The organism is Cyclobacterium sediminis (assembly GCF_054781075.1).
Genome location: NZ_BAAGVC010000003.1, coordinates 278829 through 300073 on the forward strand (window position 1 = coordinate 278829; position 21245 = coordinate 300073).

General features: G+C 38.3%; 14 protein-coding genes. 10 read left to right on the forward strand and 4 right to left on the reverse strand.

Features of this window, described 5'->3' with window-relative positions; all coding sequences use genetic code 11:
- Positions 1-176 precede the first annotated feature (176 nt).
- Positions 177-4538, forward strand: a complete 4362-nt coding sequence (locus tag ACYVHJ_RS03510; RefSeq protein WP_460512603.1) for a T9SS type B sorting domain-containing protein — start codon at positions 177-179, stop codon at positions 4536-4538.
- 3 nt (positions 4539-4541) lie between these two features.
- Entirely contained in the window at positions 4542-5516 is a 975-nt protein-coding gene (locus ACYVHJ_RS03515) for a PorP/SprF family type IX secretion system membrane protein (protein ID WP_460512605.1), read from the forward strand.
- A gap of 199 nt (positions 5517-5715) precedes the next feature.
- On the opposite strand, the gene ACYVHJ_RS03520 is transcribed toward ACYVHJ_RS03515, so the two are convergent.
- Complete coding sequence (locus ACYVHJ_RS03520) at positions 5716-7440, reverse strand: SulP family inorganic anion transporter (protein ID WP_460512607.1); 1725 nt, start codon at positions 7438-7440, stop codon at positions 5716-5718.
- Positions 7441-7998: 558 nt separating this feature from the next.
- On the opposite strand from ACYVHJ_RS03520, the gene ACYVHJ_RS03525 reads away from it, so the two are divergent.
- The 5 genes from ACYVHJ_RS03525 to ACYVHJ_RS03545 all read left to right on the forward strand — a co-directional run bounded on the left by ACYVHJ_RS03525 (position 7999) and on the right by ACYVHJ_RS03545 (position 14648).
- Positions 7999-8703 carry a Rossmann-fold NAD(P)-binding domain-containing protein gene (locus ACYVHJ_RS03525; RefSeq protein WP_460512609.1) on the forward strand — a complete coding sequence of 235 codons (705 nt, stop codon included), beginning with the start codon at positions 7999-8001 and terminating at the stop codon, positions 8701-8703.
- Positions 8704-8897: 194 nt separating this feature from the next.
- Positions 8898-11348 carry a YfhO family protein gene (locus ACYVHJ_RS03530; RefSeq protein WP_460512611.1) on the forward strand — a complete coding sequence of 817 codons (2451 nt, stop codon included), beginning with the start codon at positions 8898-8900 and terminating at the stop codon, positions 11346-11348.
- Positions 11341-12054 (forward strand): class I SAM-dependent methyltransferase, encoded by a 714-nt coding sequence (locus ACYVHJ_RS03535; RefSeq protein ID WP_460512613.1) that lies wholly within the window; start codon positions 11341-11343, stop codon positions 12052-12054. The genes ACYVHJ_RS03530 and ACYVHJ_RS03535 overlap by 8 nt, the downstream gene beginning before the upstream one ends.
- 18 nt (positions 12055-12072) lie before the next feature.
- Positions 12073-13095 carry a glycosyltransferase family 4 protein gene (locus ACYVHJ_RS03540; RefSeq protein ID WP_460512615.1) on the forward strand — a complete coding sequence of 341 codons (1023 nt, stop codon included), beginning with the start codon at positions 12073-12075 and terminating at the stop codon, positions 13093-13095.
- A 62-nt stretch (positions 13096-13157) separates the two neighbouring features.
- Entirely contained in the window at positions 13158-14648 is a 1491-nt protein-coding gene (locus ACYVHJ_RS03545; protein ID WP_460512617.1) for an oligosaccharide flippase family protein, read from the forward strand.
- Here the strand turns inward: ACYVHJ_RS03545 and ACYVHJ_RS03550 are convergent.
- The 3 genes from ACYVHJ_RS03550 to ACYVHJ_RS03560 all read right to left on the reverse strand — a co-directional run bounded on the left by ACYVHJ_RS03550 (position 14613) and on the right by ACYVHJ_RS03560 (position 17977).
- On the reverse strand, positions 14613-15026 hold the full coding sequence (locus tag ACYVHJ_RS03550; protein WP_460512619.1) for a hypothetical protein: 414 nt from the start codon (positions 15024-15026) through the stop codon (positions 14613-14615). The genes ACYVHJ_RS03545 and ACYVHJ_RS03550 overlap by 36 nt on opposite strands.
- A 148-nt stretch (positions 15027-15174) precedes the next feature.
- The gene (locus ACYVHJ_RS03555) at positions 15175-16461 is read right to left on the reverse strand and encodes a glycosyltransferase family 4 protein (RefSeq protein ID WP_460512621.1); all 1287 of its coding nucleotides are present in this window, start codon (positions 16459-16461) and stop codon (positions 15175-15177) included.
- Positions 16462-16510: 49 nt separating this feature from the next.
- On the reverse strand, positions 16511-17977 hold the full coding sequence (locus ACYVHJ_RS03560; protein WP_460512623.1) for an NADP-dependent isocitrate dehydrogenase: 1467 nt from the start codon (positions 17975-17977) through the stop codon (positions 16511-16513).
- A gap of 423 nt (positions 17978-18400) precedes the next feature.
- Here ACYVHJ_RS03560 and ACYVHJ_RS03565 point away from each other — a divergent pair, with 423 nt between their 5' ends.
- From ACYVHJ_RS03565 to dut, 3 genes are read left to right on the forward strand one after another with little or no spacing between them, the layout of a single operon-like run.
- On the forward strand, positions 18401-19186 hold the full coding sequence (locus ACYVHJ_RS03565) for an enoyl-CoA hydratase/isomerase family protein (RefSeq protein ID WP_339904417.1): 786 nt from the start codon (positions 18401-18403) through the stop codon (positions 19184-19186).
- Between the two features lie 12 nt (positions 19187-19198).
- A complete protein-coding gene (locus ACYVHJ_RS03570) occupies positions 19199-20716 on the forward strand; it encodes a lipopolysaccharide biosynthesis protein (protein ID WP_460512625.1) in 1518 nt (505 codons plus the stop codon).
- Between the two features lies 1 nt (position 20717).
- Positions 20718-21149: a dUTP diphosphatase gene (gene dut / locus ACYVHJ_RS03575; RefSeq protein WP_339906217.1), complete on the forward strand. Its 432-nt coding sequence runs from the start codon at positions 20718-20720 to the stop codon at positions 21147-21149.
- The last annotated feature ends 96 nt before the right edge of the window (positions 21150-21245 follow it).

Consider the following 21245-nt stretch of genomic DNA (forward strand, 5'->3'; position numbering starts at 1 on the left):
GTATGAGCTTCAAAGAAACTGAAGCTCGATTTAATGCTTTCCCATTGAATCAAAACATGAATTAACCTGTTTTTATTGATGCAGTTTAACCCTGTTGCAAAAAGTAAATACCAGTTTAATTTGAAATAATTAGATTATAAAGTCCAAAATGACACTTCTAGGTAAAACCAGTGTTAATGAATATTACTAAAATAACCATTTCACATTTTAAAAATGTGCTCTTCATTTATTCTTTGTTGCTAGGTATTGGTTTTCATGCCAATTTAATGGCACAATCAAGTCCCCGTTTAGAAATTGAGAAACAAGATCCATCTTGTTCAGGAAATGGTCAAATCAAAGCATTGCTTCAAAATGTGGACAATGCGGGGAATTTGGTCTACAGCTTATTTCAACTTCCTAGTGAAAACCTTATAGCTAGTAACCAAAATGGGATCTTCGAAGGCCTTGGTGAAGGCTTATATAAAATAAGTGCAAACTATACAATTGATGATAATCCTCAAGAAACTTCCATTGAGGAAACTTTAAGTTCTGTTTTCAACCCACTTTCTTTCACCGTGATTTCAAATACGCTGTGCGAAAATGAATTGGGTAATATAGAAGTCGTCGTTAATGAAGGAGCTCCAGCATCGTTTGAATTATTAGGCCCTTCAGAAAGGAATCCACAAGAAAGTCCTGTTTTTGAAGACCTTTTGGCAGGGGCTTATACAATCATTGTAACGGATGAATGCGGAGATAGGCTTTCCCGATCCTTTGAGATTCAAAAAGCCACCTTTTTCATTGATGAAAATTTTCAGCAGTTTGAAAACACCCTCAAAAGTTGTAATGAAATTAATGTTGGGCACTTGGTAAAGTCCGTCGGCGCTAATATTTCTTACCCCCTACAAGTTACTTATTTGGTTTATACACCGGATGGAACTACCGAAGAAATTAACATAGAGATCAGTACAGGTGATCCGTCAGAAAACATTTTTTACAACACACTCCCGTTCTTCTATGACGAAGCATATACTTATGATTTAAAAATTACTGATAATTGCGGACAAATTTCCACTTTAGAGGGTAATTCTATAAATAGAAAATTGACAATTTCTAATGATTTATTATGGGGTGCTGGATCTTGTGGAAAAAGAAGACTTTCCATTAAACCTTCCAATTTCACAGCTCCATTTACTATAAATTTTACTGAATTTCCCGATGGGTTTGACCCTGAAATTTTCAACACCCAATATCCGGGGCCTTTCACCGAAGAAAATATTTTTTTCGGATCAACAGAAATGCCTATTCCTACCGGCAATTATGCATTTACATTGGAAGACGCCTGTGGACATTCTGCAAGCATCTCCAAAGAACTATTGGACAAATTAAGTGGGCCTGGCGCTACTGTTTATAAAGGTTGTGGTCCTGACATGGGCTCAGTCCAATTAAATAGCTTTGATTTTGAATTTACTTCCGTAGAATTAACCAAAGCTCCATCTTCCTTTAGTGGTTCTTTGCCTTTAGATGTTACTAACAACATCAGCAATGTGGATCCCAGAAGGTTTTACATGAACAACCTGCCCGAAGGAGATTATGAGTTTACATCTAATACCAGTTGCAAAACTACACACCTTACCAAAGTCACGATTGAGGGTATTGAGGTAATAGAAAACCAAATTGACATCATTGAAAATTGTGGTGCATTCAATATTTTTTTAAACCATGATGACAATTCAACCAATGGACAATCTCCTTTATTCGGAATCCAGAAACTTGACCCATTATCCGGAAACTGGGTACATCCCGAATCAGGTATTACGTATAACCCTTCGGAACCATTGACCAATGAAAACGCAGTGATATTGGTCAATGGCGCTACCAATATAAATCAAAATTATTCTGGAACATTAAGGTTAGTAAAATCATTGAACATCTGGAAAATGGGGGAAGACATGATGCTCAACAGGCCCCAAATCACCTATTGTTTAGAGACATTAAAAACCTTCGAAATCAAAGAGAAAAGTACCTTTAATAGTATCAATACATTTAAATGCAGTGGAGACAATTATGAGGTCTCTGTAAATGCAGATGGCTACCTTCCCATAACTTATAAAATTGTTGAAAAAGACGGCTTACCTTTTGTCCTTGACAATGGAGAAGACCCCTTATTTAAGGGGCTTGAGTCCGGTAGGTACAAGCTACAATTGGAAGATGCCTGTGGGAATTTAACTAATACTTCTGTACAAGTAAAAGGTGAAAATTTACCTATAATCATTCCGGAAAATCTCTGCGAAGGAGAAGATGGGGCACTTTTAGTTAAAAATTTGGATTTTCTTCAATTTGAATGGTACAAAGAAGGGGCACCTGAAAACATATTAAGTAATACTTCTCGTCTTGATTTCCCCTCCTTTAATTTGTCAACCAATTCCGGCACATACTATGTTAGAATCAGTGATAACAACCCGGAGTCTTGTGTAAATAAAACTCTTGAATTTACTATTGACGCTGCAAGTTTAAACCCTGAATCAGGAACAGGTCAGGAAGTGGATATTTGTAAAGGGGAAATTATAAACTTATTTGATTATCTGAACGGACCATATGACAATTATGGAAGCTGGGAAGAAATCACCAATAGTGGAAATTTAATTGAAAACGTTTGGTCATCGGAGGAACTGCCCACCGGCACCTATGCTTTTGAGTACACAATTACCGGGATATGCTCAGGTGAAAAAAGCACAGTTGTTACTATAAATTTGACTGAGGTTCCTGAGGCCCCAAAAGGAGAGCCTGTTCAGGAATTTTGCAGCCCAGGCGAGTACACCTTGGCTGCTCTGGAAGTTGAAGGTACAAACATCCAATGGCATACTTCCCCCCTTGGAGAAGAAACACTTCCTAAGGAGACAGTTCTACAAAACGGCATGACTTATTATGCCACCCAATCCAATGGTACTTGCCTTTCGGATGAAAGGTTAGCAGTAGAAGTATTTGTTTATTCTCAGGTAAGCAATAATACTATTTCCGGTGAACAGTCTTTGTACCAGATGGAAATACCAGAAGAAATCATTGGTACTGAACCACAAGGAGCTTCGGGAAAGTTCACTTTTATATGGGAAGCTAAAACAGTAGGATCAGACTGGGAAATTATTGAGGATGCCAAAGAAAAGAATTACTCTCCAAACCCACTTATTGAGACCACAAATTTTAGGAGAACTGTCTCCGATGAGATATGTGGAGATCATATAAGCAATGAAATAACCATTAAAGTGGCCACTGCACCTATAATGGCTAACAATGATGTTTTCGGGCCCTTAATAAACTTTGAGTTCCATTCATTGCCTTCAATTTTATTGAATGACAGCCTGAAAAATAAACCGATCGTCCCTGAAGATGTAGAAATCAACGTTTTAAGCATTATTGATCAAGATGGGAATGTTGTTTCATTGGATTACAATTTGGACCCTGAAGGTATAATAAAACTCCCTGAAGACATCCCGCCGGGAGATTACTTTATTCGATACAACATTTGCCAAAAAGATGTTCCTGACAATTGCAGTGAGGCCAATATTACCTTAACCATCATAGGAATTTCTATTGATGCAGAAAAAACGCTTGATAGGACACAGGCTTTGCCGGGTGATATAGTAAATTATATCATTAAGTTAAAAAACACCAGTACTTTCACTTTATCAAACATAATTCTAACTGAACTATTACCTGAAGAGCTGATGCTTCTTTCTTCCACACCTTCATTAAGCACTTCCAACACATGGGAAATAAGTAATCTTACCGATGGAGAAACCGTGGAGTTGGGATTGTCTGTAATGCCAACAATAGATGGAAACTATACCAATGAAGTCAATATAAAGGTAGAAAATTACGACCAAACGATTCGAAGTGAAGAGTTACAGGTTAGGCCTAAGATGGTTGACTTGGCCATAGAAAAAACCTCCTTTAATTCCACAGTCAATGATGGCAGTTCTTTCGAATACCAAATAATAGTTACCAACAACGGACCTGACCCCGCTGACAATGTTCGAATTGTGGACTTTTTACCGGCACAATTGGCTTACGAATCAGCAGTGTTGAATGCTGAAGGGTTACTTTCTACCCCTAGTTTTTCTCAAGAAGAAGATATATTGGTTTGGAACGTACCCCAATTTGAAGTGGGTGCCACCCTCACCATCACCCTAACAGTAAAGGCTATTGCTGATGGAAGGATCAGGAATAGAGCTGAGGTAAGTGCAGACGGACAAGATGTATTACCCGAAAACAACACTTCTATTGAAGTAAAAACCATTCTTCCACTATTTATCCCAAATGTAATCAAACCTGATGGAGATGGTAAAAATGAAACTTTTGTAATTAGAGCCTCCCATAGGTATGAACGACTAGAGTTGGTGATATTTAATCGATGGGGAGACATCGTTTTTTCTTCCACTGACTATCAAAACGATTGGTATGCTGAAGGTTTATTGCCAGGGACATATTATTATCAAGTTAAAGGCGTAAATTTTGATAAGAAAGAGAAACAATACAAGGGCTGGGTACAAGTGATTAAATAAAATATGAAACCAATAACCTTACATAGCATTCTTATAACCGTTAGTGTTCTCTTTGCATTAACCTCTGCTCAAGCACAACAACTTCCTCAGTATAGCCAATACGTATTTAATCCTCTTCACATTAATCCTGCCTATGCAGGATACAAAATTGACCCTTTTGTACAAGCTACCTACCGAAGTCAGTTTAGTGGATTTGAAGGAGCTCCACAAACTTTTTCCGTTGCCGCAGATATCGGAAATATGGAGCAAACCATGGGTTTCGGCATACAAATTAATTCAGACAAATTCGGAGCCAGTAATATCCAGAACTTACTCCTTACGTACTCCTACAGTGTGCAATTGACCTATAGTAGCTATCTAAGCTTGGGGGTTAGTTCAGGTTTTGCTTCTTATGGCCTAGATGCAAGTCAATACCTGCCTGATGACCCCAGTGATCCCGGCATACCTCAAGGTAAAATAAATGCCATCACGCCCAATTTAAATCTTGGTATATTTTTTCATACACCTCAGTTTTTTACAGGTTTAAGTGCTTATAATCTAGTAGGGCAAAATATTCTTGAAAAGAAAAACCTGGCAGTTGCCACCCATAATTACCATTTTTATTATCAATTGGGAGCACTCTTGCCCTTGTCAGATGGAGTTTCTCTTAAACCTTCACTTTTAATCCGTGAGGAATTGAATGGCCCTACAAGTTTTGACATAAATGCAATGTTTCTTTTAAGAGAAAATTATTGGATAGGCACTTCTTTCAGGTCAGGATTCATAAAAAATAAAGCTGCAATTGCTGATATTGGAAGCAATAGGAAAGCCCTTGCCTTGCTAATGGATATTTTCATTACCCAAGAACTCAGAATGGGTTATGCCTATGATTTCAACCTTAACAGCAAAAGCAATTATACCAACAACAGTCATGAGCTTTCTCTGGGGTATTATTTAAATAACAAATGGTTTGATTCACCATCCCAAAGGAATTTTTAACCTTTATTAAAATCAAGTTTACCAATGCATTATAACGCTTATAGTCAGTGTTTTTTGGCAAATTTACTTCGTTTCATGAGATGATGTAGTTCTAAAGCAGCATTAACAAATTTCTGTCTGCAGATTAGGCTCAGATGCAACATCGCCTAACCTTCTTTGCATTTTCACCTCAATTCGAATGCTAAGACCTAATCCGGAGTTAAGTCTTAGATTGAAGAGATATCCTGTTTTCAATGGCTGATTTTTGATGCTTAGGGTTACAATGTTCTAATGCTTCATTGGTCTTGACGAAAAAATTATCCTTTCCAATAGCTTCAATCAGCCCACTGCTATAAAAGATATCTCGTGCAGGACCGATAGCTCCAGCAACCAAGAGCTTAATTCCTTTATTATTAAATTCCTGAATAATCTGACGCAACATATGAATGGCGCTACTGTCAATATAATTGATCGCCTCTGCATTCAGGATGATGTATTTTACTTCCTCTCCTTTAAGGTCAAGCTGATTTTGCAATTCTTTTTTGAAATACTCCCTATTTCCAAAATACAACTGAGCATCGAATCGAATAATTAGAATATCCCTAAACGTTTCGGTATCTTCCGGAAAACGGGCTATGTTTTTAAAATAGTCCGTATTTCTAATTCTACCCAAAACTGCAATATGTGGTCTTGAGGTTCTGTAAACCAACAACAATAATGAGATTAATACCCCAAGCAGAATGCCTTCTTTAATTCCTACAGTAAGGGTGATCAAAAAAGTTGCAAGCAAGAGATAAAACTCATCTCTTCTATTCTTGAAAAGCTCTATTGGGTAATTGAAGTCAATTAGCCCAAAAACTGCCACCATAATAATGGCGGCCAATACCGCATTGGGCAAATAATAAAATAATGGTGTTAAGAACAATAACGTTAAGCCGACCACCAAAGCACTTACCATCGGTGCCACGCCTGTTTTCGCTCCGGCTTGATCATTGACAGCCGTCCTAGAAAACCCACCGGTTGTAGGATAGGATTGAAAAAAAGATCCTAAAATATTAGCTGTCCCTAGGGCGATTAACTCCTGATTGGAATCGACCTTATAATCTGTATGCTTCTCTTCGATGGCTTTGGCAACAGATATGGCTTCCATAAAAGCGATCAATGCAAGTGTCAGGGCAATAGGTAGGAGCTCAGAAACTCTGGAAATTTCAAACGCAGGTACCTTTAATGATGGCAAACCACTGGGGACATCGCCAACAATTTTAACCCCCTCTTCATTTAAATTAAAAAAATAAATGGTCAACACACCCAATACCACCACCACCAAGGCAGCTGGTATTCTGCTATTCAAACGCTTGATAGATTTTATTACCACAATGGCCAAGAGACCAATAGACAAAGCAATCCAATTGGTATCAGAAACTGTAGCTATGGCATTTTTTAATAAAACATGAATTTGATTACTTCCCTCAATTTCAGTACCTAAAAGATGTTTCAATTGACTCAAACCTATGATAATGGCTGCTGCAGAGGTAAAACCACTAATGACAGGTTTTGACAAAAAATTCACCAAAAACCCCATACGCAATAAGCCCAGCCCCAACTGTATAAGTCCCATAAAAATGGCCAAGAAAATGGCCATGGCAATGTATTCGTCAATGCCTGAAAGGGCAAGTGCCCCAAGGCCTGAAGCAACCAAAAGAGAATCCATGGCTACCGGACCTACGGCCAATTGCCTTGAAGTACCCATAATGGCATAGACCACCTGGGGGATCAAAGAAGCATAAAGTCCAAAAACAGGCGGTAGACCTGCAATCATTGCATAGGCCATCCCCTGAGGAATTAGCATGATACCTACCGTCAAACCTGCTCCTATATCTCCGGAAAGATAAGATTTTTTGTAGCCCGGTAGCCACTGTAATATGGGAAAGTATTGTTTTAACATGTCATTAATTTATACCCAAAAGTACTGCAGAACAAATTAGGCAACAGTAACAATGGTCACAAAGGTCTAGCAAACACTTTAGCGCTATCGAATGAACCAAAACCTGACAATAAGCAGGAAGTTTTTTCAAGGAATAATCAATTAATACAATCTTAACCAATCCTTGTCAACTAGAATAAGCCTTTGATTTTCATTTCCTTCAATATAAATTAAATCTGACAACGATCCTTTGGAAGGATTTATTATATAAACGCCTAAGCCTAATTATATAAGGTACTTGTTTGAACTTTATTCCTAAGCGACCACACCCAATAATCTCATGTCATCAATAGAAATATTGAGAAGAAAACAAAATGGGTAAGCAAAAAATACAGTTTAGTAAAAGAGCATTATCAAATTACTTAGGGAAGATGAAAAAGTTATATTGCCAAATCAATTATTCAAAACCTATCTTTTAGGTATTCTAGGCTAAGGCCGACTTAAATTCCCTATTCTAAAATAACTATATTGCTCATAGCTAAATAAAGAAATCATTGATCCAATTTTACTTTGTAAATCATGACTGACAATACCAACACCAATTCGATTGTCATTTTAGGTGCTAGCGGTGCGGTAGGTTCAGAAGCATTAAAGACCCTGTTGGCCAATAACAATGTACACCAACTGACCTTGCTTGGGCGAACTCCCATTTCAGGCATCAAAAAAGACAATGTTTATCAACACAAAATAAATGTAAGCAAACCCGATAGCTACCAAGAATTTATTCCTGGTCATGACATTGCAATCTGTACATTGGGTGTAGGAGAACCAAGTAAGATTAGTAAAGAGGAGTTTTTAAAGATCGATAAAGAAGCAGTATTGGAGTTTGCGAAGGCATGCAAAAAAAGTGGCGTCCGACATTTTGAATTATTGGCATCCGTGGGTATAAACCCAAAGTCTAGTTCATTCTACTTACGAGCAAAAGGTGAGTTGGTAGCAGCTTTAAAGGCTTTGGCATTTGACCGATTGAGCATCTTTCAACCTTCTATGATTTTAACTCCAACCAATAGGTATGGGATATCTCAGGCAATCGTCTTAAAAGTTTTCCCACTACTCAAACCATTTTTAATAGGAAACTTGCGAAAATACAGGGGAATTCCTGTCTCTGTTTTGGGCCAATCCATGGCTGAAAATATTTTTATTGCAGGCAAGGACTACGAAATCTTACAATGGGACCAATTTTATTCAATAATTGATAAATCAAACAAGATTGAAAACCATTGACTTGGCACGACATCCTAATTACAGAACCGACCCATCCTTAATTAAATATCGGGCCATCGATTCTATCGAAGTCTAAATTTTGTAATTATTGAACTTTAACCTCAGGCAGACCTAAAGGCATTTACTATTATCCGGTGTTTTTTGTTAATTTGCGTATTGAATATAAACCTTACATAATTCCAGACGATTAGACCATGAAGTTTGATTTTAAAGCAGATGTATTGCCTCATTTTTTAGCGATTTCTTCCTTTTACCTGATCGTTGTACTCTATTTTTCCCCCATTGTATTTGAAGGGAAGATGATTTTTCAAACTGATATCCTTCAATGGGAAGGTTCCGCCAAAGAAATATTGGACTATAAGGATAGCACCGGGCAACAGGCACTTTGGACCAATCGAATGTTTGGAGGAATGCCGGCCTATTTGATTCACCTAGACCCAAAAGGGGATATTACCAATTTCTTAATCAAGGTATTGACCTTCGGGCTTCCACATCCCATTAGTGCCCTCTTCTTCGGAATGGTCTCCATGTACTTGCTTCTCATCTGTTTCAAAGTTCGACCTTATATTGCCATAATAGGGGCTTGGGCCTTTGCATTCAACACCTTTAATTTCTTGAGTTTAGAGGCAGGACACAATGCCAAGATCTGGGCCATAGGTATTGTCCCTTTATTACTGGCAGGTGTACACCTGGCTTTCAATGGCAAAAAGCTACTGGGCATCGTAATCACCGCTTTCGCAGTATTGCTACAGTTGAAGTTTAACCACCTTCAAATTACCTATTACACTTTATTATTGGTCATTGTCTATGGCATAGGCCAACTGGTCATTGCCTATCAACAAAAAAAATTACCGGCTTTCGCAAAGATTACCGCTATGCTGCTATTGGCAGCTGTAATCGGAGCAATGGGCCATGCCGCCCGACTAAGTTCAGTATTGGAATATGGAGCCTATTCTATTAGAGGGGAGCGTAATCTTCCCATAGCTGAACAAAATGACACCGGTCTGGACAAGGAATATGCTTTCAATTGGTCCAATGGAAAGCTTGAAACTTTCACTTTGCTTATCCCTAATTACTTTGGTGGGGCATCCCAAGGAGAAGTTCCTAAAAACTCTGCTTCAGAGAAAGCCCTTCGCTCCAATGGGGTGGACAATGCACAAGTAAACCAGTTTCTCAATGGCGCTCCCACCTATTGGGGTGATCAACCATTTACAGGAGGCCCCATATATGGCGGCGCAGTCATGATTTTTCTATTTATTTTGGCTATAATCTTTTCACCTCCACTGTATAGAAATGTATTCCTGTCGATGGTAGTCCTGACCCTAATGCTTTCCTGGGGTAAAAACCTTGCATGGTTTAACTTTGCGATCTTTGACTATCTACCGGGATACAATAAGTTTAGAGCTGTATCCATGGCCTTGGGAATGACCCTTTTTGTAATCCCATTATTTGGGGCCATAGGTCTGGAAAATGTGGTGGAGAGAATAGGTAAGAAAGAAAGTTTAAAACCCTTCTTAATTGGTACAGGTATAACTATAGGATTAATTCTAGTTGGAGTTGTTTTTGCCTCGTGGGCCGGTTACCAATCTTCCGCAGGTAATCCCGGATATCCTGACTGGCTAATGGAGGCGCTGAAATCTGATAGAAAAAGCCTATTGATGTCGGATGCACTTAGGTCAGCAATCTTCATTTTAATACCAGCCCTACTATTAGGCTTGGTCTATTATAATAAATTAAAAATCAACTATGCACTTTTAGGTATAGGCTTGACAATATTGATAGATCTTTGGGGAGTCAATAGTCGCTACTTAGATGGGGATAGCTTTATTGAAGACCCTAGTGAACAACATTTCGCTGCCACTCCTGCAGACAACAAAATAAGTGCGGACAAGGGTTATTTTCGCGTTTTAAACATTCAAAACCCTTTCAATGATGCCCGAACGAGTTACCGTTTCAATAGCATCGGAGGATACCATGGCGCTAAAATGAGTAGGTATGGTGATTTAATTGATCGAATTCTTCTTTCGGAAATCAATGGGTTTGTCAAGAAAGCCCAAGAAGGAAATTTTGACTATAAAAGCATTCAAAGATTAAATATGCTAAACACCAAATACCTTTTGGCTGGAAAGGCTGAAAATGCTGTATTCCTAAACCCCGAGGCCAATGGTCCTGCTTGGTTTCCTGAAAATATAATCAACACCAATTCAAATGAGGAGGAGATAGAAACATTGGCAGAAATTAATACCAAAGAAACAGCCACTTATAATGCACAGGACAATGGCAATCAAAGCTTAGGTGCCGGAAATGGTACCATCAAACTAGATAAATATGCTCCCGATGCCATTAGCTATAAAGCATCTGTAGAGAAGTCTGGCTTGGCTGTTTTCTCAGAAATATTTTACCCAAAAGGTTGGAAAGCATTTGTAGATGGGCAGGAAACACCTATTTTAAGGGTGAATTATTTATTGCGAGGACTTGTACTCCCTGAAGGAGAGCATACAGTGGAAATGCGTTTTGAGCCAAGTGCTTATTATAACTGGGAAATGGTAGCTGTGATAGTACAATATTTAGTCGTCTTATCATTACTTTTTGCTGTATACAAAAATATGAATTCCAAACGAGACCTTACTGACCAAAATGACTAAAGACGTTGCCCAATTTTATGATCAATTTGCCAATCAGCAAATCAAAACAGGAGTAAACTCCAGGCACTTGAGTATTATTTCTAAACTAAAAAAAGCCGGACTCCAACCGAATCATAGCGTATTGGAAGTGGGGTGTGGAATTGGTACAGTCAGTCAGTTAATTGCAAAAAACACCCCTAAGGGGGAAGTGCTTGCTGTGGATATCAGTCCAGAAAGTGTTGAGCAGGCAAAATCCATCTGGAAAGGTTTAGACAACCTTCGTTTTGAAGTGTCTGATATGAAAAATTTTCACAAACCAGACCTACTTTTTGACGTCATTGTGTTTCCGGATGTATTGGAACATATCCCTGTTGAAGATCACTTCGCTTTGTTTGAAACCATAAAAAATCACAGCCATTCAGATACTTTTATTTTCATCCATATTCCATCTCCAAGGTTTCTGGAATGGATGATTGCCAATGAACCTCAAAAGCTTCAGGTGATCGACCAACCTTTAGACAGCGGAGAATTGGTTAGTAAGCTTTCTTCTAATGATTTCTACCTTGAAAAAATGGATACCTATCCTCTTTTCTATAAAGAAAAAGATTACCAGTACTTTGTATTTAAAAAGAAACACCCCATTAAAAAAACCAATCACAGGGATAAATATACCATTTTGAAAGAAAGACTATGGATCAAGATCAAACAGAAGCTTTCTGCTTTTTAAATATTAATTGACCCAAATATGATCCTTTATATTTCTCCTATTCCTACTGCTTTTATCCAAAGGGATATTGAGATGCTAAGCCCTACTTTTAAAATCATTCACCTTAATTTTACCGCCAACCCTTATTTACTACCGGTATATTTCATTATTCAGTTTTTCCAATTGCTTATTCTTTCACCTTTCACAAGCAAATACCTTTGTTTTTTTGCCGGATATCATACCGTTCTCCCTGTTTTCATCGGAAAACTATTTAGAAAAAAAGTAATTATCGAATGTGGAGGTACAGATGCCATGCATCTCCCCAAGATAGATTATGGCAACTATCGAAAAAAATGGCTTAAAAAGGCTACTGTATATAGTTTTAAAAATTGCTCGCTGATTCTTCCGGTTTCAAATTCTTTGGTGAAATCCACTTATACTTATGATAAGGACTCTCCAAAAAATCAAGGACTATTGCATTTAATACCTGATTTAAAGACCAAAATCCAAGTAATCTACAATGGCTTTGATATCGAATTTTGGACTGATGATCATAGGGAAAAATCTCCTTTCTCCTTTGTTACGGTCGCTACCGGGATTTCCAAAAAGAACAGGGCCTTGGTTAAAGGAATAGATTTAGTGCTTGAAATGGCCAAAACCTTTCCAAACTATTCTTTCACAATTATAGGAGACAGAGAATTTAAAACAACCCTACCTAATGTAAACCTAATACCTCCTTTGAATCAAAAAGAAATCAGGGAGATCTACCAACAAAGCCAATTTTATCTGCAGCTATCCTATTCTGAAGGCTTTCCAAATGCCTTGGCAGAAGCCATGCTTTGTGGTTGTATTCCCATTGGGAGCAATGTTGGAGAAATTGCTAAAATAATTGGAGAAACGGGCTTTATTTTACCTCATAAGGACTTTGCTCTACTTCATAACCTGATCTCTACACTGAAAGAAAAAGATCTAGAACCCCTTCGAAAAGCTACAGCTCAAAGGATAAAAAATAACTTTAATTACAGACTTAGGAAGGATAAGTTAATTGAAGTTTTGAAATAATTATAAGACTTGAAAAAATTTCCAACTTTGGATATGAACGAATTAAATAAAGTCGACTATTCATGGTAGGGGTAAAACAAAGTGTGCTCACCACCATTTTCTCCTATTTAGGAGTAATTGTAGGTTATTTCAACCTACTCTGGTTATTTCCGTATGTACTCAGTCCTGAGCAAATTGGCTTATTTAAAACCGTGCAAGACATGGCATTGCTCCTAGTACCTTTTGCCCAAATGGGTATAGGACATGGGATCACCCGTTTCTTCCCAAGAATAAAAGGAAATGAGTTTGCTTTTTTTAGCTTCAGTATAGTCATGGCTACCATAGGTTTTTTTATTGTAGCTGCTTTATTTTTTATTTTCAAAACTCCAATAATTACCGCCTTTGCAGAAAATGCTCCTGAGGTAAACGACTTCCTGATAGTAGCCTTGGTAATCACATTTTTCTCTTTAATGAATTCACTTCTGGAAGCTTTCAGCAGGTCATTTATAAAAATTGCCATCCCATCTTTGATTCGGGATGTATTCTTAAGGATTTTTGTCGCTTTGCTGGTAATAGGGTATTTCTTGTCCTTTTATTCTTTTGTCAACATGATATGGGGCATGGGCATGGTCTATATGGTAGCCATGTTTTCTATGATTTTCTATATGAAAAAAGAAGGGATAATTAAAATTGACCTGAATTGGAAAGGTATTAGTCGCCCTTTTAAAAAGGAGTTTTTACAATATGGATTGATCACCTTATTGGGTACAGCCGGAGCCTTGCTGATCATGAAAATTGACAGCATTATGGTCAGCTCAATGATAGGACTAGATGCCAATGCAATCTATACAATAGGCTTTTCCATTGCTGTGGTTATTGAAATGCCTAGACGTGCCATATCACAGGTGGCCATGCCGGTTATCTCAGAAATGTTTGCTAACAATCAATTGACAGGAATAAATGCTCTCTATAAGAAAATTGCCATTAATCAATTGTTAATATGTTTATTGATTTTCCTGCTGATCTGGGTCAATATTGAAAACCTCTACCATTTCGTTCCAAATAGGATCATCTATGAACAAGGAAAATGGGTGGTTCTTCTAATCGGTTTAGGGAAAATTACAGATGTGATTTTTTCTGTCAATGGGGAAATCATCGTCTTCTCCAGGTTTTATACCTTCAATATTACAGCTACCTTGCTAATGAGTGCTGCTGTCATTATTTTTAACTTAATACTAATCCCTCTATATGGCATTGAAGGGGCTGCACTGGCCTCACTTATTGCTATGCTTTGTTATAACCTTGTAAAGTATTTTTACATCAAGATAAGGTTGGGCTTCAATCCTTTTAGCCCAGGGGTTTTTTTAATTCTTATAGCAGGAGGACTAAGCTGGGCTGTATCCTATTACTTGATCCCTACCTCTTCCTATGTATTACTAGATATTTTAATTAGAAGTGGCCTTGTAACTGCTGTTTACCTTTTGTTGGTTCACTTATTAAAGGCTGCGCCGGAAACTGAGACCATGGTATTCCAAAAACTAAAAGAAGTAATCCATCAATTCAGGAGAAATTAACCCCTTCAAAGTTTTGATTAATTCATCTATTTTTTGAATTCTAGGAAGAATTTCATTTTTCACTTTTTTCTTATTTGCGTAGTAAGAATATACCCCTAGCCCAATCAAGACCAAAAAAGATATTGTCCCAATAAAACGCGCCATAGGCCTCTCCCAAACCTCTACCCAAAACAAGAGGTAAATGGGGTAAATGGTTAATATTGCCCAGTTCAGTGAAGTTTCAAGCAACTTCTTTTGAGCAATAAGATAGGCTTTGGTTTTCTCCAGGTATTGTAGGTAACTGCTTTCCAGATCACCGGGTTTAACTTTTTTTATAGGCAATATTCTTAAGCCCAGATATATTCCCCAAACTATAACTAGAGCAGAGGCAATCTTCATGGAAATAAAAGGTGCCAAAATACAGCAAAAACAAACGGAGGTATGGTTAGCACCGCAGAAATGATATTTACCCTTTCCAAGTATTTCCACCAACGGTGCAAACGATCTAAACTTGATTGTAACTCAATCATCAACTTTGACCTACCTTCTAATCCGGGCTAATTCCATCAAGCAACAGCGCCAATTGTGCTGTGATTTTTTTCCGGCTGAATTGTTGAAGGTCTTTATCCGATTTTTTCGGCCTCTCACTATTTTGGAAGTTTTGGATAAACTGAGCCATGTCTGCCTCATCTTCGTGGGAAAAGACTTTCCCAGCCTCTGAGGATTCAATAATAGAAGCGCTGTCTCCCTTTGGGTCTCCTAAGGCCAATATTTGCCTTCCGGTGGCCATGTACTCAAACAACTTACCCGGAATATTACCTTTGGCATTTTTGGTATTGGTGAGGATCAAGAGTAGTAAACTTGCCTTTTGATAATATAAAAAGACTTCTTTATGGCTAACATAACCGGCCAAAACCACATGCGCACGCAACCAACTGTCTTCTGAAAGTAATTGCTTGACATTTTCATTTACCCTACCAACAAAAGTAAGCCTCACCTTTCCGGCTGTGTCTCCAAAAACAGATTTAAGAACATTTAAAAATGGAATTGGATTCCGTATGGCATCAATCACTCCGGAATAAACAATTTCCAATACGGATGAACTTTTAGGTGAAGTTGTCAAAAACTCAGGAATATCTGAAGGATCAAATCCATTCAACAAAACCTGTATATCCTTAGCACCTATCCTTTTCATTTCTTTCTGGAAAGTTGGAGAAATAGTAACCAAACTATCTGCCTCTTTGAATACACTGGCCTCCAACTTTTGATGTTTTCTTCTGGCTAAACCACTTAGCTTTAGGGTATCCAAAAACTCCCAAGTAGACCATGGGTCCCGAAAATCGGCTAACCAGGGAATACCCGTTTTTCTTTTTAAGTTTCTACCTAGCAAGTGCATGCTATGAGGAGGACCGGTAGTAATGATGGCCTTGAAATCATTTTGTTCCCAAATTTCCTCCAAAAACTTAACTGAAGGCTTAATCCAGAAAAGCCTAGGATCAGGAATCAAAAGATTGCCTCTAAGCCAAACCGCAAGCTGATCGAGCATTCCGGGGTTCTTGTATTCAAGAATGCTGGCAGTGTCTTTCGGGTTTTCTTTTTTAAGGGTCCTAAACAATTGATATGGCTCCCAGATAGGAAATTTCAACACTTCTGTATGCTTGTCCACTTCTTGTTTGAGGGACTCATCTTGCAATGAGAAATCGGGGTTTTCAGGGGTGAAAATTACAGGTTGCCACCCAAATTCCGGCAGGTATTTTGAAAATTTAAGCCAGCGTTGAACACCCGAACCGGCACTTGGTGGCCAATAATAGGTAATGATGAGAACCCTTTTCATACATTAAAAAAAATCAAGCAGGACATGGTCCTGCTTGAATGAAAAATTTTTATTCGCCTTGAGCCAATGAAAAGCCTCTTTCACCATTGAATGTGTAAAGGTTTTCAGTTTTCACAAAATCAAAACCTAAATTACCAATTTGCTTAAGCACATCTATAATCTGCTCATGTGTGATGGCTTTGTCATCTGCATCAAAAAACCTTACTCTCCAATGATCCGAGCAAAAGGTTTCCTCCATCCCGTCAGGGTACACCCTTACTCCTCTATTGGTAACTAGCTGCATTTTCAAGCCATCGGCATTGACAGACCTGAGCTTATCGCCCATAACATTTGGATCTCTAGATCCTTCCTTCCAATCTATAAACACATCCAAACCAATAAGTTCTTTCACTGCCGGTTTTCGAGGCTTGATGGCCAAGGCTTGCTTGATTTCAGCCTCACTTCTTTCTGCTTTCGCAAATACAGCCTTCTTCATCCGCTGCGGCTCTTTACCAAGTCTGGCAATTACTGCTTCGGCAAATTCTTTTGTACCTACCCTTTTGGTACTGATATCCTCTTGGTAAATGTCTCCGGTATGAATACCATCTTCAAGAGTCACCATCCAGGCATTGCTTATTTTTTGTGCCACTTCAGGCTGCCCAATATGAACGAGCATCATGATTGCACCATTCAATAAGCCTGAAGGGTTGGCCATGTCCATACCAGCTATATCCGGAGCTGAACCATGAATGGCCTCAAACATAGCCACATCCTCCCCTACATTGGCAGATCCACCCAGGCCTACCGAACCTGTGACTTGAGCGGCCACATCAGAGATAATATCTCCATAAAGGTTTAAGGTTACTATGACATCAAAAATTTCGGGGCTATCTGCGATTAGAGCCGTAGCAATGTCTATAATCTTATGATCAGTTTCTATATCAGGATATTCCTTGGCCACTTCGTTGAACACCTCATGAAAAACACCATCAGTCATTTTCATGATATTGTCTTTGGTCATACAAGTAACCTTTTTCCGCTTGTTCATGCGTGCATACTCAAAGGCATACCTGATAATTTTCTCACTACCGGGCCTGGAAATTAATTTCAAACATTGATACACCTCATCTGTTTGTCTGTGCTCAATCCCTGCATAAAGGTCCTCTTCATTTTCCCGAATGATCACCAAATCGGTTTTAGGAAAATGGGTATGAATAAAAGGAGAATAAGCTTTGCAAGGTCTCACATTTGCATAGAGGCCTAAGGTTTTTCGAGTAGTAACATTCAAGCTTTTGAACCCCCCTCCTTGAGGAGTGGTTATCGGGGATTTTAAGAAAACCTTGGTCTCTCTCAATGAATCCCAAGCACTTGAGGCAATTCCGGAACTAATCCCTTTCAAATATACCTGTTCGCCTATCTCTATAATATCAGGTTCAATAGCTGCTCCAGCCGCTTCCAAGATTGACAAAGTTGCATCCATTATCTCCGGACCAATACCATCTCCATATGCTACTGTAATTTTCCTTTTTTCAGTCATGTGGTAAGTGATTGAGTTTTAGTATGTATTTAGCTTCAGTGCAAAAATAGAAAATAATGACATACATTTGATTTTAAAGGAGAAATAATAGACATTTTTAAATATTAATTCAGCCTTGATATGGCAGGTTATTTTTTACCGGAAAATCCATTGATGAAATTAAAAGACAACAGATTAAAACATCAATATAGATTTAGGCTTAAATAGTAAAAATTCTCAGGTAACTCTAAGTCCAATAGAAAAATGGAAGGCAAATAATTAAAAAGGCGCTTTAAAAATAAAACCATTTTTAATTAATTCAAAATACAATTTTATATATACTTTTTGATTATACATATTTTAATAGATTTATGATTTTTAGCCGAATCTTTTGTGATTGATTAGTCACCTCGTATATTTGGGCCTTAACATTGAAGAATTGGAATGGCTGAACAAAAAAATATTCTTTCAGAGACTAAAGACGGAATACTTTATCTTACCATCAGCAGAGAGTCCAAACTCAACGCCTTAAATTTCAACACCTTGGAAGAGTTGAAAAATATTTTCAACGAGGTGAATGATAACAAATCTATAAGAGCTGTAATCATCACTGGAGCAGGTGAAAAGGCCTTTGTAGCGGGTGCTGACATTAACGAAATATCAGAACTCAACGAACTCAATGCTAGGAAGTTTGCTGAATTTGGTCAAGAAGTTTTTGATAATATAGAATCTTGTCATAAGCCAGTGATTGCCGTCGTCAACGGCTATGCGCTAGGTGGAGGCTGTGAACTGGCAATAGCTTGCCATATGAGAATTGCAACGTCAAATGCTAAGTTTGGACAACCGGAAGTTAATTTGGGGATTATTCCCGGATACGGAGGCACTCAGAGATTGACCAACCTTATTGGCAGAACTAAAGCTACTGAAATATTAATGACAGGGGACATGCTGGATGTCAATGAGGCAAAATCTTTGGGTCTTTTAAATCATGTTGAGGCTACCAAAGCTGGTGCAATAGCCAAAGCTGAGGAAGTGATAAAGAAAATCATGACCAAAGCGCCATTGTCCATTGGCATGATAGTAGACTGTGTCAATGCAGTGTATGAAAGTGATGAAAATGGTTACCAGATTGAAGCAAATAGTTTTGCTCGGTGTGTGAAATCTGAAGATTATAGAGAAGGAACTACTGCTTTTCTAGAAAAGAGAAAACCTAATTTTAAAGGGGAATAGTCCCCTTTTTATATGGGTCTGTTAAAAAAATTGGCCGGGCAATCTGCCATCTACGGCATCAGTAGCATCCTCGGCAAATCAATCAACTTTTTGCTTGTCCCCTTGTACACGGGATATCTTCCTAAGGAAGACTTGGGATCCTTTACCATGCTTTATGCATTGATCGCATTTTTAAATGTGGTCTTTACATTTGGTATGGAAACATCTTATTTCCGGTTTGCTACCGGTAAAGGCCTGGATCCAAAGACAGTTTTTCAAAATGCCCAAACATTGGTTACTGTCGTAGGCCTATCACTGGGTGTCATTTTATTCCTATTTGCCGGCAAACTTAGTTTATTGTTTGAATATGAGGGCAAAACCCATTTGTTTCAATGGGCCGCCATGATATTAACCATTGACGCCCTAATGGCTCTCCCCTTTGCTAGACTGAGGCTGGAGGGCAGATCCCTGACTTTTGCGCTGCTAAAATTGCTTAATATCCTTCTCAATGTAGGGTTTAATGTACTTTTCATTGTGCTGGCTTACCATATCGTTGCAGGAGAAATACTCCAAGTTTTGTACCCTTTTGTTATTGATTGGTACAATCCTGAATGGGGGGTTGATTATATTCTGCTGGCCAACCTATTGGCCAACTTGCTAATACTACCCATTATATGGAAACTGGCAGGCCAATGGAAAATACAACTCAAGCGCAGCATTTTGTCTCCCATGTGGAAATACGCATTGCCCTTATTATTTATGGGCCTGGCAGGCGTTACAAACGAAGTGTTTTCCAGAGGCTTATTCGAATATTCATTGCCGGAAAATTTTTATCCCGGACTAACCTCCAGAGAGGCCGGAGGGGTTTTTGGAGCCAATTTTAAACTGGCAATTTTAATGAGTCTGATTATTCAGGCCTTTAAATATGCGGCAGAACCCTTTTTCTTCCAGCAGGCTGAAAACAAAAATAATCCCCAGTTATTCGCTAGGGTAATGCATTGGTTCATCATCTTCTGCACGTTCCTGATGGTAGCAGTATCCGTAAATTTAAAATTAATCGGGGAATTGTTTTTCCAGGCGGAGGGGTATGCTACAGCTTTACCCATGGTTCCAATCCTCTTAATGGGCTACCTATTTCTAGGGATCTACTATAATCTAAGCATTTGGTTTAAAATTACAGACCAAACCCAATACAGTTTTTATATCACCTTAATAGGAGCTGTCGTTACTATTATTATCATCCTGACATTGGTACCTGTCCTAGGATTTATAGGGGGTGCCTTGAGTACGTTCGGTAGTTATTTGGTAATGACTTTACTCTGTTACTTTATTGGTCAAAAACATTATCCCATCCCTTATCAAACAAAGAAGGATACCGGCTATTTGCTAATCGCATTTACATTAAGTTATGGAGGTTTTCTTTTGGATACAGGCTCTTTGGTTTTAAATTTCACGCTGCACTCCTCCATTATTCTTTTGTATGGTGTCCTAATTTTTCTGCTGGAAAAAAAGGAATTAAATTTGTTATTAAAATCGTTCTCCAACAAATAGCATGAAAATAAACGTAATCAATCAATCAAATCACCCATTACCTGCTTATCAAACCGAACAATCTGCAGGTCTGGATCTTACTGCCAATATAGAAGAGCCAATTACATTGAAACCACTGGAGAGAAAATTAATTGGTACAGGTTTGTATATTGAATTGCCAGGAGGCTTCGAAGCACAAATAAGACCGAGAAGTGGCTTGGCATACAAACATGGAGTTACTGTTCTCAACAGTCCTGGCACAATTGATGCTGATTATCGAGGAGAAATAAAAGTGCTTCTGGTCAATAATTCTGACACCACTTTTATCGTTCAAGATGGAGAAAGAATTGCTCAGATGGTCATTGCCAAACATGAACAAATTGAATGGAACCCACAGGAACAGCTTTCGGACACTGAAAGGGGAACCGGAGGCTATGGGAGCACGGGCAAATAATTGTAACTTTAGTGCCATATTCATTTCTTTTGGCTACACAAAAAGTTGAACCAAAAGCAAGGGTTAATTGTATATTTTAAAAGAAAAGGATTTAAT

Excerpts from the sequence above, each read along its gene's own strand:
- ACYVHJ_RS03510 (WP_460512603.1), top strand. The coding sequence starts at position 177 with ATGAATATTACTAAAATAACCATTTCACATTTTAAAAATGTGCTCTTC.
- ACYVHJ_RS03515 (WP_460512605.1), top strand. The coding sequence starts at position 4,542 with ATGAAACCAATAACCTTACATAGCATTCTTATAACCGTTAGTGTTCTC.
- ACYVHJ_RS03520 (WP_460512607.1), bottom strand. The coding sequence starts at position 7,440 with ATGTTAAAACAATACTTTCCCATATTACAGTGGCTACCGGGCTACAAA.
- ACYVHJ_RS03525 (WP_460512609.1), top strand. The coding sequence starts at position 7,999 with ATGACTGACAATACCAACACCAATTCGATTGTCATTTTAGGTGCTAGC.
- ACYVHJ_RS03530 (WP_460512611.1), top strand. The coding sequence starts at position 8,898 with ATGAAGTTTGATTTTAAAGCAGATGTATTGCCTCATTTTTTAGCGATT.
- ACYVHJ_RS03535 (WP_460512613.1), top strand. The coding sequence starts at position 11,341 with ATGACTAAAGACGTTGCCCAATTTTATGATCAATTTGCCAATCAGCAA.
- ACYVHJ_RS03540 (WP_460512615.1), top strand. The coding sequence starts at position 12,073 with ATGATCCTTTATATTTCTCCTATTCCTACTGCTTTTATCCAAAGGGAT.
- ACYVHJ_RS03545 (WP_460512617.1), top strand. The coding sequence starts at position 13,158 with ATGGTAGGGGTAAAACAAAGTGTGCTCACCACCATTTTCTCCTATTTA.
- ACYVHJ_RS03550 (WP_460512619.1), bottom strand. The coding sequence starts at position 15,026 with ATGAAGATTGCCTCTGCTCTAGTTATAGTTTGGGGAATATATCTGGGC.
- ACYVHJ_RS03555 (WP_460512621.1), bottom strand. The coding sequence starts at position 16,461 with ATGAAAAGGGTTCTCATCATTACCTATTATTGGCCACCAAGTGCCGGT.
- ACYVHJ_RS03560 (WP_460512623.1), bottom strand. The coding sequence starts at position 17,977 with ATGACTGAAAAAAGGAAAATTACAGTAGCATATGGAGATGGTATTGGT.
- ACYVHJ_RS03565 (WP_339904417.1), top strand. The coding sequence starts at position 18,401 with ATGGCTGAACAAAAAAATATTCTTTCAGAGACTAAAGACGGAATACTT.
- ACYVHJ_RS03570 (WP_460512625.1), top strand. The coding sequence starts at position 19,199 with ATGGGTCTGTTAAAAAAATTGGCCGGGCAATCTGCCATCTACGGCATC.
- dut (WP_339906217.1), top strand. The coding sequence starts at position 20,718 with ATGAAAATAAACGTAATCAATCAATCAAATCACCCATTACCTGCTTAT.